This window comes from Planomonospora alba (assembly GCF_039534085.1).
Taxonomy (GTDB): Bacteria; Actinomycetota; Actinomycetes; order Streptosporangiales; family Streptosporangiaceae; genus Planomonospora_B; species Planomonospora_B alba.
In genome coordinates this window covers 1-13,046 of sequence record NZ_BAAAUT010000045.1, presented here as the reverse complement: position 1 = coordinate 13,046, position 13,046 = coordinate 1, and the positions used below count along the sequence as shown (strand labels likewise).

Here is a 13,046-nt window from a genome sequence, read left to right as displayed (position 1 = left end):
GCCGGTGACACGCTTCCGCATCCCCGACCGAGCGACCGCGCGGCGGGCCGTACGGGGGACGAGGGGGTGCCGCGGTGGTGCGGACGGACGCGCCGGGGACGGGGGAGGCATGACGGTCTCCGCCGCCGTCTGGCTGGCCGCCGCCTACGGGACCTTCCTGCTGCTGGTCGCCTTCGCCCTGGATCTGATCGCCAGGCGGGCCTGCGGCCGCACCCCGGACCGGCGGCCGGGCCCCTTCACCTACCACGCCGGCCACGACGCCTGGCTCTGCCCCGAGGACCAGTGGCTGCGGCCGTACTCCTTCGACCCGGGCACCCGGGTGATGCGCTACCGGGCCCTGCCCGCCGTGTGCAACGGCTGCCCGGTGAAGCAGACCTGCACCACCTCCGACACCGGCCGGGAGATGGCCCGCAGCGTCGACCCCTGGCCCGCCTCGCAGGCCGAGCGCCTCCACCGCGGGATCGCCTGCACCGTCGCCCTGCTCGGCGTGCTGTGGCCGCTGGCCACGGCGCTGGGCACGCGCACCGCGGCCGAGCGCGTCGTGCTCGCCGGGACCGCCCTGCTGCTCGCCGCGGCCAGCAGGCCGCTCTGGTCGCACCTGCACCGTGCGCCGGCGGACTTCCCCGGGGACTTCAGCGCCGAGCCGGGGGATCGGGGACGGGGGTGAGCGCGGCGGCCGCCACCGTCTCGGCGACCCGCGCGGGCGGGACACCGGTCGTGTCGACGACCTCCGCCGCCCGGCGCAGCCAGGGCAGGGCCTCGCGGTAGTCGGCGAGATGGTCGAGCCGCCACTGCCTGGCCGTGGTCTCGACGGCGTCCGCCTCGATCCGGCGGGTGAGGGTCTCCTCGTCGGTGTGGAGCACGAAGTGCCGGACGGGGACGCCGGCCTTCTCCAGACCGGTGCGGATCTCCGACCAGTACTCCTCGACGAGGACCGTCTGCGGGACGACCAGCACCCCGCCGAGGTAGTCGAGCAACTGCACGGCGGTCTGCACGACCAGGCCGCGCCAGGGCGGCCACTGCTGGAAGTTCCCCACCTCCGGCAGCCCCTTGACGTGGCGCAGCATGAAGCCCACGTACTCGGAGTCGAAGATCCTGGCCTGCGGGACGATCCGGACGAGTTCTCCGGCGGTGGTCGTCTTGCCCGCGCCGAAGGTGCCGTTCAACCAGACGATCATCGTGTCAGCCTAGCCGCGCACCGCCGGCCGCGGCGGGTCTTCGCCGCAGCCCGGTGGAAGACCGCGCGCCGTCGCGGCATCATGGCAGGCGGCGCCGACAGATCAGGAGAATCACCATGGAGCCGCCGCTCATCCTGCTGGACGTGGACGGGGTGCTCAACCCGGCACGGCGTTCCTCTCCGCGGCTGCGCCGCCACACGTGCGTCCTGGACGGCGAGCCGCAGCGGGTGCTGCTCGACCGGCGGCACGGGGCCAAGCTCCTGGCGCTGGCCCGCGAGACCGGCGCGGAGCTGGTGTGGGCCACCCGCTGGGAGGAGCAGGCCAACACCGAGATCGGCCCGCGCGTCGGCCTGCCGGACCTGCCGGTGGTCGCCGTGGCCGGCGCGCCGTCCCTGCTCACCGGGGAGAACGTCAAGACCCGGCCGGTGGCCGCGTACGCCCGGCGCCGCCCGTTCGTCTGGTTCGACGACCACCTCACCGCCGCCGACGAGGACTACCTGCGCGGCCACCCGGAGGTGGGCGACTTCCTGCTCGTCGGCGTCGACCCGCGCACCGGCCTGACCGACGGCCAGCTCGCCCGGGCACGCTCCTGGCTCACCGCGGCCGCGGCCCGCCGCGACCGCTCCCCCCAGGGCTCGGCGGTCTGAGGGCCGGGCCCGTGGCTCGGGCAGGTGCGGGCGTCGGGCACCATGGATGGATGACGCGGGTGGTGGGCGAGGGCTCCGGCGGCGTACCCGGCGGGCCGCCCGGCCGGGCGGGCACGGCCGCGGGCCCCGGGCTCCGGCTGCTGGCCGACCTCGTCGCGGACGGCGAGGTGGTGGTGCTGAGCGGGGCAGGTCTGTCGACCGAGTCCGGCATCCCGGACTACCGCGGGGAGACCGGCCGCAGGCGGCGCTCCGAGCCCATGACCTATCAGACGTTCGTCGGCAGCGCCGCGGCCCGCAGGCGCTACTGGGCGCGCAGCCACCTGGGCTGGCGGCACATCGCCCGGGCCGCCCCCAACGCCGGCCACCGCGCGGTCGCCGAGCTCCAGCGGCGCGGCCTGGTCTCCGGGATCATCACCCAGAACGTCGACGGCCTGCACCAGGCCGCAGGCGCCCGGCGGGTGGTCGAGCTGCACGGCGGGCTCGACCGGGTCCGCTGCCTGGCCTGCGGCCGGCGCACCCCCCGCGAGCTGCTCGACCGGCGGCTGCGCGAGGCCAACCCCCGCTGGCACGCCGGAGCCGGGACCATCAACCCCGACGGCGACGCCGCCGTCCCCGACGACCTGGTCGAGTCCTTCCGCGTGGTGGACTGCCACGACTGCGGCGGGGTGCTCAAACCCGATGTGATCTTCTTCGGGGAGAACGTGCCCCGGCCGCGGGTCGAGGAGTGCTACGCGCTGACCGAGCGGGCCGGCCTGCTGCTGGTCCTCGGCTCCTCCCTGACCGTGATGTCCGGCTACCGGTTCGTCCGCCACGCCGCCGAACGCTCCATCCCCGTCGTGATCGTCAACCGGGGGGCGACCCGGGGCGACGCCGACGCCCTCCTCACCCTCGACGCCCCGCTCGGCCCGGCCCTCACCGCACTGCTGGGCGAGCTGTCCGGCCCGCCCGCGCCGCCCGCGCCCCGGTGACCCCGCCGCCCGCCTCCGCCCGGACCGCTAGGGTGCGGATGTGATCGACGAGATGCCCGCGCTGCTCGCCCGGCACCTGCCCGGCTGCGAGGTCAGGTCCGTGACCGTGCTGGGCGAGGGGTGGGACAACGTCGCCTACGAGGTCAACGGCGAGCTGGTCGTACGGCGGAGCAAGGCGGCCGATCCGGCCGAGCGGAGCGGGCAGGTCCGGCGTGAGGCGGAGCTGCTGGCGGCGGTGGCCGGGCTGTCCCCGCTGTCGGTGCCGCGGGTGGTCTTCTCCGACCCCGGGGCGGGCGTCCTGGCCTACGCCAAACTGCCCGGCCTGCCCCTGAGCGAGCACCCGCCGGCGGATCCGGTGCGGCTGGCGCCCGTCCTGGGGGAGTTCGCCGCCCGCCTGCACGGGGCCCCCGCCGAGACCATGGCGAGGCTGGTGCCGCAGGACGTCACCGCGCCGCAGGAGCTGCTCGACGAGGCCGCGGGGGACTACCGGCAGGTCGCCGGGCTCGTGCCCGCGGCCTGGCGCCGCCGGGTGGAGGACTTCCTCGGCCGGACACCGCCGCCCGGCCCGGACCGCCTGGTCTTCTGCCACAACGACCTGGGCGACGAGCACGTGCTGGCCGACCCGGCCACGGGCGCCGTCACCGGGATCATCGACTGGACGGACGCAGCCCTCGCCGACCCCGCCTACGACCTCGCGCTGCTCCACCGGGACCTCGGCCCGGAGGTCCTCGCGGCGGCCGCCGACCGCTACCGGGCCTGCGGGGGACGCTGGGAGGCGGCCGACCACGAGCGGGCGGTCTTCCACGCCCGCTGCGCCCTGCTGGAGGACATCGCCTATGGCGTGCGCACCGGCTCCCGCCGCTACACGGAGGCGGGCCTGGCCCGGCTCGCTCCCGTCTTCTCCTGATCCGGGTCCCGGCTCCCGATCCGGGTCTCCGGCCGGGCACCGGCGACGCCCGCCGCATCGGCCCGCGGCCCGTACGGCGGGCGGGGCATGGCGGCCCGTTCCGCGGGAAGGACGCCGGGGATGCGCTTCCATGCCGATCTGCACATCCACTCCAAGTACGCCCGCGCCTGCAGCCGGGACAGCGACCTGGAGCAGCTGTCCTGGTGGGCGCGGCGCAAGGGCGTCACGCTGCTGGGCACCGGCGACTTCACCCACCCGGCCTGGTACGGCCGGCTGCGGGAGAGCCTCGTGCCGGCGGAGCCGGGGCTGTTCCGGCTCCGAGACGACCTGGAGCGGGCCGTCGACGGCACCCTGCCGCCCGTCCTGACCGGGGGCCCGCTCCGGTTCATGCTCTCGGTGGAGGTCGCCACCGTCTACCGCCGCGGCGGGCGCACCCGGAAGATCCATCACCTGGTGTACGTGCCGGGCTTCGACGCGGCGGAGGCGTTCAACCGCGCCGCCGGGCGGGCCGGCGACCTGGCCTCGGACGGCCGGCCCGTCCTGGCGATGGACTCCCGTGACCTGCTGGAGGCGGTCCTGGCCTGCGGCGACGGCGCCTACCTGGTGCCCGCGCACGTCTGGACGCCGTGGTTCGGCGTGTTCGGCTCCACGTCGGGCTTCGACACGGTCGAGGAGTGCTTCGGCGACCTCACCGGGCACGTGTTCGCCCTGGAGACGGGGCTGTCCAGCGATCCGGCGATGAACCGGCGGGTCTCCGGCCTGGACCGCTACCGGCTGGTCAGCCACTCCGACGCGCACTCGCCGCCCCGGATCGGCCGCGAGACCACGGTGTTCGAGACCGACCTGGACTACTTCGCGGTGCTGCGGGCGCTGCGGACCGGGGACGGGCACGCGGGGTCGGTCGAGTTCTTCCCCGAGGGGGGCAGGTACCACCTCGACGGGCACCGCAAGTGCGGGGTGCGGCTGGAGCCGCACGAGACACGCGAGCGCGGCGGGCGCTGCCCCGTGTGCGGCAGGCGGCTCACGGTCGGCGTGCTGAGCAGGGTCGAGGAGCTGGCCGACCGGCCGGACGGCGCCGGCCCGGACGGCGCGGCGGGCGTCCGCAGCCTCGTCCCGCTCCCGGAGGCCGTGGGCGAGGTCCTCGGCGTGGGGCCGGGCAGCAAGAAGGTCCGGCTGGAGGTCGACAGGCTCACCGCCGCGCTCGGACCCGAGCTGGCGATCCTGGAGGACGTGCCGGTCGGCGAGATCGCGGCCTGCTCGCCGCGACTCGCGGAGGCCGTCGGCCGGCTGCGCCGCGGCGAGGTGCGCAGGGACGCCGGGTACGACGGCGAGTACGGCACGATCCGGATTCTCTCCCCCGATGGGACTCCTCAGCCGGGATGAGGCTCCCGCACGCGGGGCTCCGCGGCTCCGGGGGCTCCGCGTCTCCGGGGGGCGGGCCGGGCCCGGCGGCCGCCGTCTCGGGCGGGCCCCGGTGACGGCGGCCCCTACCCCCGGGTCCGGTCCACGGCGCCCTCGTCGAAGGCCTTCACCAGCCGCGGCGGCGCGCTCAGCCGCCAGGCCTCGGTGATCAGTTCGCGCAGCTCGTCCTCGGGCAGCCCCGCCGTCCGGACCAGCACGTACCGGTGGTTCTCGTAGTGCGGGGTGACGAGGAAGATCTCGGGGCGCTCGGCGACGAGCGCCCCGCGCTCCTCCCGGGAGATCTTCACCACCGTCAGGCCGGGGTCCTCATGCCGGCGCAGGAACAGCCGTCCCCGGACCTTCAGCGACGGCGTCCCCCAGGACACCGTCTCCTCGACCTCGGGCAGTTCCAGTGCGATGTCGCGCACACGATCGAAATCAGACACATTCCATGATCGCACGCGCCGCGCGCCCGGGTTCCCGGCCGGCGTGTCAGGCGCCGACCGCGGGGTCCTCGGGGAGCCGCACCGTGAAGACGGTGCCGCCGCCCTCCCGCGGAGCCGCGGAGATCTCGCCGCCGTGCGCGTCGACGATGGCCTTGGTGATGGCCAAACCCAGGCCGGTGCCCTTGGTCCCGGCCTCCTGGGCGGTGGAGGCCCGGAAGAACCGGGTGAACAGCTGCGGATACTGCTCGGCCGGGATGCCGATGCCGGTGTCGGCCACCGCCACGACCACCTCGTCCCCGTCGTGCCGGGCGGTGACGGTGACGCGGCCCCCCTCGGGGGTGTACTTGACGGCGTTGGACAGCAGGTTGTCCATCACCTGGCGGAGCCGTACGGGGTCGGCGTGCACGCCCAGGTGGCGGTCGAGGCCGACCTCGACGGCCAGGCGCTTGGCCTCGGCCTCGGGCCGGTGGTCCTCGACGCTCTGGCGCACCAGCCGGGTCAGCGAGACCGGGCGGGAGTCGATGACGATGCCGCCGGAGTCCAGCCGGGCCAGGTCGAGCAGGTCGTCGACCAGCCGCTGCAGGTGGGCGCTGGTGCGGTCGATGATGTCGGCGAACATGCGGTGCTCCTCGCCCAGGTCGGGCGCGTCCAGGAGCATCTCGGTGTATCCGCGGATGGCGCCGATGGGGTTGCGCAGCTCGTGGCTGACCACGGCGACCAGCTCGTCCTTCATCCGGTCCAGCTCGCGCAGCCGGCGCACCTGCTCCCGTTCCCGGGCGAGCAGGCGCTCGCGCTCCTCCTCCATGCGGTGGTGCTCGGTGACGTCGGTGGAGATGCCGTCGACGAAGAGCCGGTCGCCCTCGCGGCGGGGCAGCGCCCGGATCCACACCCAGCGGGTGACGCCGTCCAGGCCGTCGAAGCGGCACTTGATCTCCGCCGGTTCCCCGGAGATCAGCCGCTCGCAGAAGGCGTCGAACTCGGCCCGGTCGCCGGGGTGGACGTGCCGGCCGACGATGGCGACCATGTCGCCGCCGTCGCCGTCCTCGGGCGGCACCTGCCTGCCGAGCACGCCGGCGCCGGACGTGCTGACGTAGACCGGGCGCGCCCTGCCCTCGGGGGTGATCTCGGCGGTCCACACGTCGTCGTTGACGTGGGTGACGATCTGGTTGAACTGCCGGCGGCTGGCGGCCAGCTCCAGTGCCAGCTCCTCGGCCCGGCGGCGCTCCATGTAGCGGCCGACGTGGGCGCAGACCCCGTCGAGCAGCGAGGTCAGCTCGTCGTCGCGGTCCTGGACGCTGTCGCTGTAGAAGACCAGCACGCCCAGGATCGTCCGGCCGCTGCGCACCGGGAGCGCGATGGCGCCGCGCAGGCCGGCCCGGAGGGCGTCCCGCCCGCGGGCGGGGCCGCGCGACCCGGCCCGCAGGTCGCGAACCCAGATCTCGCGTCCGGTGGCCCACACCTCGCCCACCACGCCCTCGCCCTCGCGGAGCGTCACCGGCCCGTCGCCGGTGAAGGCCGACAGGTCCCGGCCGGGCCGGGTCCACGAGCCGATGCGGGTCAGGCCGCTCCCGTCGGCGTCGACCTGCCAGTACTCCCCGCAGGTCCAGCCGAGCGCGTCGGTGACCGCGGCGGCCACGCCGGTGGCCGCCTCCTCGCTGGAGGCTGCGTCGGCCAGCACCCGGGCCACGGCGTGCTGGGCCCGGGTCAGCGTCTGGACGCGGTGCTGGTCGGTGATGTCGTGGACGGCGACCACCGCGCCCAGGCCGCGCCCGTCGGCGCTCTCGATCGGCCGGCCGTTGACCAGGGACCGGGACGGGGGGCGCCCGGCCGCGCACACGACGATCTCCTGGCCGTCGATCCGCTCCCCGGCGAACGCCCGGGCCAGCGGCACGTCCTCGGGCCGGAGCGGGGTCCGCCCGTCGGCGGCGAGCACGCGGTAGGCGTCCGCCAGCTCCCGCACGTGCAGCCCCCTGATGTCCGGGCGCAGTTCCCGCAGCACGCGGTTGGTCAGGATGACGCGGCCGTCACTGTCGCAGGCCGCGACCCCCACGTCCAGGCTGTCCAGCAGCGCCCGCAGGAACGTCTCCCCCTCCTCCGTCCGCCGCCGGTCGGCGTGCCGGTCGGTGATGTCGTGCAGGAAGGCGTGGAAGACCCGCGCGCCGTACTCGTCGGCGGTCTGCAGCGCCATCTCGACCGGGAACTCCCGGCCGGTCCGGTCGGCCGCGGTCAGCTCGATCCGGTGACCGGCCGGCGACCGGCCGTCCCGGTCCTCGGCCGCCCTCTCCAGGAACGCCCGCCGCAGCCGTTCGGGGATGATCAGCTCGTGCACGGGACGCCCGACGGCCTCGGCCGCCGACCAGCCGAACAGCCGCTCGGCCGCGGCGTTCCAGGCCGTCACCGTCCCCGCGGCGTCCGTCGAGACGAACGCGTCGCAGGCGGTGTCCAGGATCGCCTGCAGCCGCAGCGCCTCGTGGCGCGCCGCGATCTCCCCCTCCGCCGTCCGGGCGAGGTCGCCGGCCAGCTCCAGTTGCGCCCGCTTCCACCGGCGGGGCCGGGTGTCGATCGCGCAGAGCGCGCCGAGCGTCTCGCCGTCCGGGCCGTGCAGCGGGAACGCGGCGCAGGCGGCCGCCTCCAGGTCGCCGATGGTCAGGTCCCCGCTCGGCCGCCCGTCGGCGCGGGCGTCGGGGACGACCAGCGGGCCGTCCGCGGCGGCGACCCCCTCGGACAGGAACGGCGGCAGGGGCGAGCGCCGCCGTGCCTGCGGTTCGGCCGCTCCGGTCGCGCTGACCACCACCTGCCGGTCGTGGTCGGCCAGGGACACCAGCGCGGCGGGCGCGTCCAGCAGCCGCGCGGCCATGCGGGTCAGGTGGTCCAGCGCGGGCACCTCGGGCAGGTCGAGCAGGCCCGTGGTCGGTGAGCGCCGGGAATCGTGCACGGTGTCTGCTGCCCCCACGGTTCCGTCTTCCCTCCAGCATCCCCGCGTCCGAGCGGCCCGTCCCCGTGGCCGAGGCCACCGGAGGCCGCAGCGAGGGTCATGGACCAGTCTTTCCATCTCATGCCATGCCAATACAGACATATAGCTCTTTTAGTTAGATATATGGCAATTTCTCCAGAGTTGAACCCCTCGTCCTGGGTACGGCGGCCGTTATGGTGCAGCCGATCGACCGCGACGCCGTACGGGAGCTGATCGACGGGCGGGACGCCCTGCTCCTGGAGGTGCTCCCGCCACCGGAGTACGAGTGGGCCCACCTCCCCGGTGCCCGCAACCTGCCGTTCGCCGGGCTGGACGGGGCCGCCGCGACCCTGGAGCCGTCCCGGCCGGTCGTCGTCTACTGCCGCGACTGGGCGTGCGACCTGAGCCCGCGGGCCGCCCACCGGCTGGAGCGCCTGGGCGTGCGCGAGGTGTACGACTACCCGGCGGGCAAGGCGGACTGGCTGGCCGCCGACCTCCCCTACGAGGGGCACGCCGTCCTCGTGTCCCGGGTGATGCGCCGCGACCCGGTGATCGCGTTCCCCGGCGACCCGGTGGACGACCTCGCGGAGCGGATCCTCTCCGACCCGGCGGGGGTGGCCGTGGTGGTCGTCCCGCGGCACCGGGTCGTCCTGGGCCTCGTCGGCCCCCGCGAGCTGGAGCACGCCCCGCCGGAGGCCACGGCCGAGCAGGTCATGTGCTCCGGCATCACCACCGTCCGCCCCGCCGAGCCCCTGGAGGGGCTGCCGGAGCGGATGGACCGGGCCGGGGTCCACGCGATGGCCGTGACCCGGCCGGACGGCGTGCTCGCCGGCCTGTACACGACCGGCACCACCCGCGCGCCGGAGTCGGACCCGGACCTGTGAGGCCGTCCGCGCCGGGGGACGGGTGAGCGGAGGTGTGACCGCTGGTCAGGCGGGTAGCGGAGCCCAGGACCGAGAAGGACGAGAAAGGAGTTTCCCATGCCTCGTCCCGGCAGCCATGCCTACGACACCAAGCGCGCCCGGCTCCGCGGTGACATGGAGAAGGAACACGGGCTGAGCGAGCGCGAGCTCGAGGAGCACGTCCAGGAGGCCCTGCAGTCCGATCCCGGGAACCGCCCGCGCAAGACCGGCGGCGACCGCGCCGAGGGCCCGCAGTCCGAGCGCCCGCCGCGGGGCGAGCGGTGAGGGGGGCGACATGACGAAGGCGACGGACCCCGACCTCATCCGCCGTGCCCTGATGAGCCTGGACTACCCCGCCGACAAGGAGTCGGTGGTACGGCACGCGGCCGGCGCCGGGGCGGAGGATCCGGTGATCCGCGCGCTCTCCGCCCTGCCGCTCGGCACCTACGACAACCTCGACGAGATCCTGCGTTCGGTCCCCCGCGACCCCGCGGAGGGCGAGGAGCGCTCGGCCTCCGACCGCTCCATGCAGGCCCGGGAGCGGACCGGCGCGGGACGCGGCCGGATCAGCGAGCACCTGCGGGAGCACTGACCCCGCGCGGCGGCGACCCCGGCGCGGAGCCGGCGGGCCGGCCGCACGGACTCAGCCGGGGTGGGCCGCGCCGGGCTCGTCGGACGGCTTGGGCAGGACCCGGGCGGTGGCCTCCGACAGCAGCGACCGCACCCGCGCCACCCGGGACGTCTCGTACCCGCACTCGCGCATGACCCGTTCGAGCTCCTGCAGCGCCTGCGCCAGGCTCGGCACCTCGGCGTGCTGGAGCACGGACGGCAGGCCCGCGGCCAGGGCCCGGCCGAACATCGCCCGCTCCTCCTCGCTGCGGAGCCGGGGGGCGACGCCCGCGAAGGCGCGCAGCAGTTCCGCGCACGTCTGAGCCTGCCGCGACTCGGCGCCGGCGACCAGGAGCGTGGCGAGCGAACCCAGGACGCGCCCGACCGCGCCGTCGACGTAGACGACGGGCAGCTCCTCCTGCCGTCCCGCGCGCCCCGAGCGGTCCCGCTCCCCGGCCACCAGCCAGCGCGCCAGCAGGTCGCGCAGCGCGCGCACCGCGGTGGAGGCGGTCTGCGGGCTCTGCTGGGCGCTCGACGCGCCCGCCCAGGCGATGTTCGCCAGCTGGTCGACGGCGTATCCGCACTCGACCTCCACGTCGCGGATGTCGTCCAGGCCGAAGGCGGAGCGGACCTCGTCGTCCCACGACCCGTCGCCCGGGGCCACCCCGGTGATCCGGGCGGCCACGTCGCCGAAGACGAGGTACTCGCCGAGCGTGCCCTCCACGACGACTTCCACCTCGTCTCCCGCGCCCCTCACCGCGCCCCCGGCCGCCCGCGCCACCGCCGCCAGCCGGTCCACGTCCACCGTGACGACGTATCCGCTGTCCTGCACCGTGACGGCGCGTTCCGGCGCCCGCGGGCCGCTCCGCCTCCGGGGCCGGGTACGGCCGAGCAGGACGAGCTCCCGTTCCCGGGCGCGCAGGGCGAGCTCGTGGATCGACCGGACCACGGACTGCGGCCGCATCTGGTCGATGGTGCCGTGGATGAGCAGGAGCAGCACGACCAGCGCCACGACCATCAGGACGAGGGTGATCGCGGCGCCGTAGACGGGCGCGGGGTCCTGCCGGGCCGTGCCGAGGACGATGAAGGAGAACGCCGACAGGCCGACGAAGAAACCGAAGTAGACCTGGTTCGCGGTGCGGCGCAGGAACTGGTCGAAGACCACCGCCGTCAGCGAGGCGGCCGTCTGCTGCACGGCCAGCAGCAGCACCGAGAACGTGATGGACGTGACCGTCAGGACGCTCGTCGCGGCCGCCGACACGAACTCGGCCGCCCCGCCGCCGGGCACCACGGCCGCGGCGGCCCCGCGCAGCGGCGCCCCGGTGCCCGCCGCGGCGTCGAGGACCCCCACGAGCACCCCCGCGGCGCAGGAGGCGGCGATGATGAGCAGGGGCAGCCGGAGGAACTCCGCGACGCCCCGGCGCAGGCGGCCCGCCTCGTGCAGGCCGCCCAGGCTGCGCAGCGGATCGTGCAGCGCCGCCTCACGCGCCCTGCGGCCGCCCTCGCTCATCCCGCCTCCCGGCCCACCGGATCACCAGCGGTGGTGCACCTGGGGCCGGACCAGCTCGTCGTAGACCTCCCGGACGCCCCGCAGCGCGGCCTCCGGCAGCGGGGGCGCCGCGGCGGCCGCGGCGTTGGCGCGGGCCTGCTCCGGGTTCCTGGCGCCGGGGATGACCACGGAGACACCGGGCTGGTCGATGATCCAGCGCAGCGCGAACTGGGCCGTGGTCATGCCCTCCGGCACCAGCGGCCGCAGGCGGCGCACCGCCTCCAGGCCGGTGCCGTAGTCGACGCCGGAGAACGTCTCGCCGACGTCGAACGCCTCACCGTGGCGGTTGAAGGCGCGGTGGTCGTCGGGGGCGAAGGTCGTCGACTCGTCGTACTTGCCCGACAGCAGGCCGCTGGCGAGCGGGACCCGGGCGATGATGCCCACCCCCGCCTCGGCCGCGGCCGGCAGCACCCGCTCCAGCGGCTTGAGCCGGAAGGCGTTGAGGATGATCTGCACGGTGGCCACGCCCGGCCGCGCGATGGCGGTCAGCGCCTCCTCGCAGGTCTCCACGCTCACCCCGTAGGCGGCCGTGCGGCCCTCCTCGACCAGGGTGTCGAGGGCGTCGAAGACCGCGTCGGCCGAGTAGACCGGGGTGGGCGGGCAGTGCAGCTGCACCAGGTCGAGGGTGTCCACCCCCAGGTTGGCGCGGGACCGGTCGGTCCAGGCGCGGAAGTTGTCCAGGGTGTAGGCCGCCGGGTCCTGGGGGACGCGCCGGCCCATCTTGGTGGCCACGGTCAGCCCGGGCCTGCTCTTGATCAGGCGTCCGACGAGCCGCTCGCTGCGGCCGTCGCCGTACACGTCGGCGGTGTCGATGAAGTCCACGCCGGCGTCGACCGCGGCCTCGAGGGTGGCCAGGGCGTCGTCCTCGCCGACCTCGCCCCAGCTGCCGCCGATCTGCCAGGCGCCGAGCCCGACGACCCCGATCTCCCTACCGGTTCTGCCCAGTTTCCGCTTCTCCACCTGCACGATCGTAGTCCCGCCCCCTCCGGCCGCCGCGCCGGGGGGCGCGGACACGGTGTCACCGGCCCCGCGGACCCCGGCCACGGGGCCCGCCGGGCCGGGCGTCAGCTCCGTCCGGCGACGGCCTTGCTGACGGCGTTGGGACCGTCGTACTCCCGGTCCGGGACCTCCTGCAGCGCCTTGATCAGTTCGTCGTCGGCGCCGTGCTCTCGCGCCGCCCTCACCAGGTCGTCGCGGCTGGCCGGATAGTCGACACCCGACAGGTGCTTCTGCAGCTCGATCGGGTTGAGCGTCTTGCCCATGGTCTTCCTCCCCCGGAGAACACACTTACCCGGCTTCGTTACCCGGCGTAACGGTTCGCTACTCATCACCCGCTCACCGGCCGGCCGGGACCGCGCCGGGATCCGCCTCCAGCAGCCGCCGGGCCGCCTCCACGGCCGGCGGCAGCGGCCGGCGGCGCGCCAGCGCCAGGGGCAGCCGCCGGGCGGCGTGCCAGAGCGCCCGCCTGCCCACCGGCCCGCCGCGC

14 protein-coding genes are annotated in these 13,046 nt (G+C 75.5%); 8 read left to right on the top strand and 6 right to left on the bottom strand.

Annotated features, from left to right (window positions below):
- The first annotated feature begins 109 nt into the window (after positions 1–109).
- The gene (locus ABD823_RS24650) at positions 110–667 is read left to right on the top strand and encodes a hypothetical protein (RefSeq protein ID WP_344863508.1); all 558 of its coding nucleotides are present in this window, start codon (positions 110–112) and stop codon (positions 665–667) included.
- Here the strand turns inward: ABD823_RS24650 and ABD823_RS24645 are convergent.
- The gene (locus tag ABD823_RS24645; protein ID WP_344863506.1) at positions 633–1,178 is read right to left on the bottom strand and encodes a P-loop nucleotide/nucleoside kinase family protein; all 546 of its coding nucleotides are present in this window, start codon (positions 1,176–1,178) and stop codon (positions 633–635) included. The two genes, ABD823_RS24650 and ABD823_RS24645, sit on opposite strands and share 35 nt — an antisense overlap.
- A 116-nt stretch (positions 1,179–1,294) precedes the next feature.
- On the opposite strand from ABD823_RS24645, the gene ABD823_RS24640 reads away from it, so the two are divergent.
- The 4 genes from ABD823_RS24640 to ABD823_RS24625 all read left to right on the top strand — a co-directional run bounded on the left by ABD823_RS24640 (position 1,295) and on the right by ABD823_RS24625 (position 5,083).
- The gene (locus ABD823_RS24640) at positions 1,295–1,825 is read left to right on the top strand and encodes an HAD domain-containing protein (RefSeq protein ID WP_344863504.1); all 531 of its coding nucleotides are present in this window, start codon (positions 1,295–1,297) and stop codon (positions 1,823–1,825) included.
- A 50-nt stretch (positions 1,826–1,875) separates the two neighbouring features.
- Positions 1,876–2,793: an NAD-dependent protein deacetylase gene (locus ABD823_RS24635; RefSeq protein ID WP_344863502.1), complete on the top strand. Its 918-nt coding sequence runs from the start codon at positions 1,876–1,878 to the stop codon at positions 2,791–2,793.
- Between the two features lie 40 nt (positions 2,794–2,833).
- Entirely contained in the window at positions 2,834–3,700 is an 867-nt protein-coding gene (locus ABD823_RS24630) for a phosphotransferase family protein (protein ID WP_344863500.1), read from the top strand.
- Between the two features lie 120 nt (positions 3,701–3,820).
- Positions 3,821–5,083 carry an endonuclease Q family protein gene (locus ABD823_RS24625; protein WP_344863498.1) on the top strand — a complete coding sequence of 421 codons (1,263 nt, stop codon included), beginning with the start codon at positions 3,821–3,823 and terminating at the stop codon, positions 5,081–5,083.
- A 104-nt stretch (positions 5,084–5,187) separates the two neighbouring features.
- On the opposite strand, the gene ABD823_RS24620 is transcribed toward ABD823_RS24625, so the two are convergent.
- Entirely contained in the window at positions 5,188–5,529 is a 342-nt protein-coding gene (locus ABD823_RS24620) for an MmcQ/YjbR family DNA-binding protein (RefSeq protein WP_344863496.1), read from the bottom strand.
- Between the two features lie 64 nt (positions 5,530–5,593).
- Positions 5,594–8,500, bottom strand: a complete 2,907-nt coding sequence (locus ABD823_RS24615) for a PAS domain-containing sensor histidine kinase (RefSeq protein ID WP_344863495.1) — start codon at positions 8,498–8,500, stop codon at positions 5,594–5,596.
- A gap of 194 nt (positions 8,501–8,694) precedes the next feature.
- Here ABD823_RS24615 and ABD823_RS24610 point away from each other — a divergent pair, with 194 nt between their 5' ends.
- The 3 genes from ABD823_RS24610 (at position 8,695) to ABD823_RS24600 (ending at position 9,994) form a co-directional block, all read left to right on the top strand.
- Positions 8,695–9,384 (top strand): rhodanese-like domain-containing protein, encoded by a 690-nt coding sequence (locus tag ABD823_RS24610; RefSeq protein WP_344863493.1) that lies wholly within the window; start codon positions 8,695–8,697, stop codon positions 9,382–9,384.
- 96 nt (positions 9,385–9,480) lie between these two features.
- Complete coding sequence (locus ABD823_RS24605; protein ID WP_344863491.1) at positions 9,481–9,687, top strand: hypothetical protein; 207 nt, start codon at positions 9,481–9,483, stop codon at positions 9,685–9,687.
- 10 nt (positions 9,688–9,697) lie between these two features.
- Positions 9,698–9,994, top strand: a complete 297-nt coding sequence (locus ABD823_RS24600; RefSeq protein ID WP_344863489.1) for a DUF2795 domain-containing protein — start codon at positions 9,698–9,700, stop codon at positions 9,992–9,994.
- Between the two features lie 51 nt (positions 9,995–10,045).
- Here ABD823_RS24600 and ABD823_RS24595 read toward each other — a convergent pair whose 3' ends face one another.
- From ABD823_RS24595 to ABD823_RS24585, 3 genes are all read right to left on the bottom strand, one after another.
- On the bottom strand, positions 10,046–11,521 hold the full coding sequence (locus ABD823_RS24595; protein ID WP_344863487.1) for a DUF2254 family protein: 1,476 nt from the start codon (positions 11,519–11,521) through the stop codon (positions 10,046–10,048).
- Positions 11,522–11,542: 21 nt separating this feature from the next.
- Positions 11,543–12,520 carry an aldo/keto reductase gene (locus tag ABD823_RS24590; protein ID WP_344863485.1) on the bottom strand — a complete coding sequence of 326 codons (978 nt, stop codon included), beginning with the start codon at positions 12,518–12,520 and terminating at the stop codon, positions 11,543–11,545.
- Positions 12,521–12,624: 104 nt separating this feature from the next.
- Positions 12,625–12,822 (bottom strand): DUF2795 domain-containing protein, encoded by a 198-nt coding sequence (locus ABD823_RS24585; RefSeq protein WP_344863483.1) that lies wholly within the window; start codon positions 12,820–12,822, stop codon positions 12,625–12,627.
- Positions 12,823–13,046: the final 224 nt, after the last annotated feature.

Bases quoted from the DNA above. Each gene is read 5' to 3' on its own strand.
- ABD823_RS24650 (WP_344863508.1), top strand. From the start codon at position 110: ATGACGGTCTCCGCCGCCGTCTGGCTGGCCGCCGCCTACGGGACCTTC.
- ABD823_RS24645 (WP_344863506.1), bottom strand. From the start codon at position 1,178: ATGATCGTCTGGTTGAACGGCACCTTCGGCGCGGGCAAGACGACCACC.
- ABD823_RS24640 (WP_344863504.1), top strand. From the start codon at position 1,295: ATGGAGCCGCCGCTCATCCTGCTGGACGTGGACGGGGTGCTCAACCCG.
- ABD823_RS24635 (WP_344863502.1), top strand. From the start codon at position 1,876: ATGACGCGGGTGGTGGGCGAGGGCTCCGGCGGCGTACCCGGCGGGCCG.
- ABD823_RS24625 (WP_344863498.1), top strand. From the start codon at position 3,821: ATGCGCTTCCATGCCGATCTGCACATCCACTCCAAGTACGCCCGCGCC.
- ABD823_RS24610 (WP_344863493.1), top strand. From the start codon at position 8,695: ATGGTGCAGCCGATCGACCGCGACGCCGTACGGGAGCTGATCGACGGG.
- ABD823_RS24605 (WP_344863491.1), top strand. From the start codon at position 9,481: ATGCCTCGTCCCGGCAGCCATGCCTACGACACCAAGCGCGCCCGGCTC.
- ABD823_RS24600 (WP_344863489.1), top strand. From the start codon at position 9,698: ATGACGAAGGCGACGGACCCCGACCTCATCCGCCGTGCCCTGATGAGC.
- ABD823_RS24595 (WP_344863487.1), bottom strand. From the start codon at position 11,521: ATGAGCGAGGGCGGCCGCAGGGCGCGTGAGGCGGCGCTGCACGATCCG.
- ABD823_RS24585 (WP_344863483.1), bottom strand. From the start codon at position 12,822: ATGGGCAAGACGCTCAACCCGATCGAGCTGCAGAAGCACCTGTCGGGT.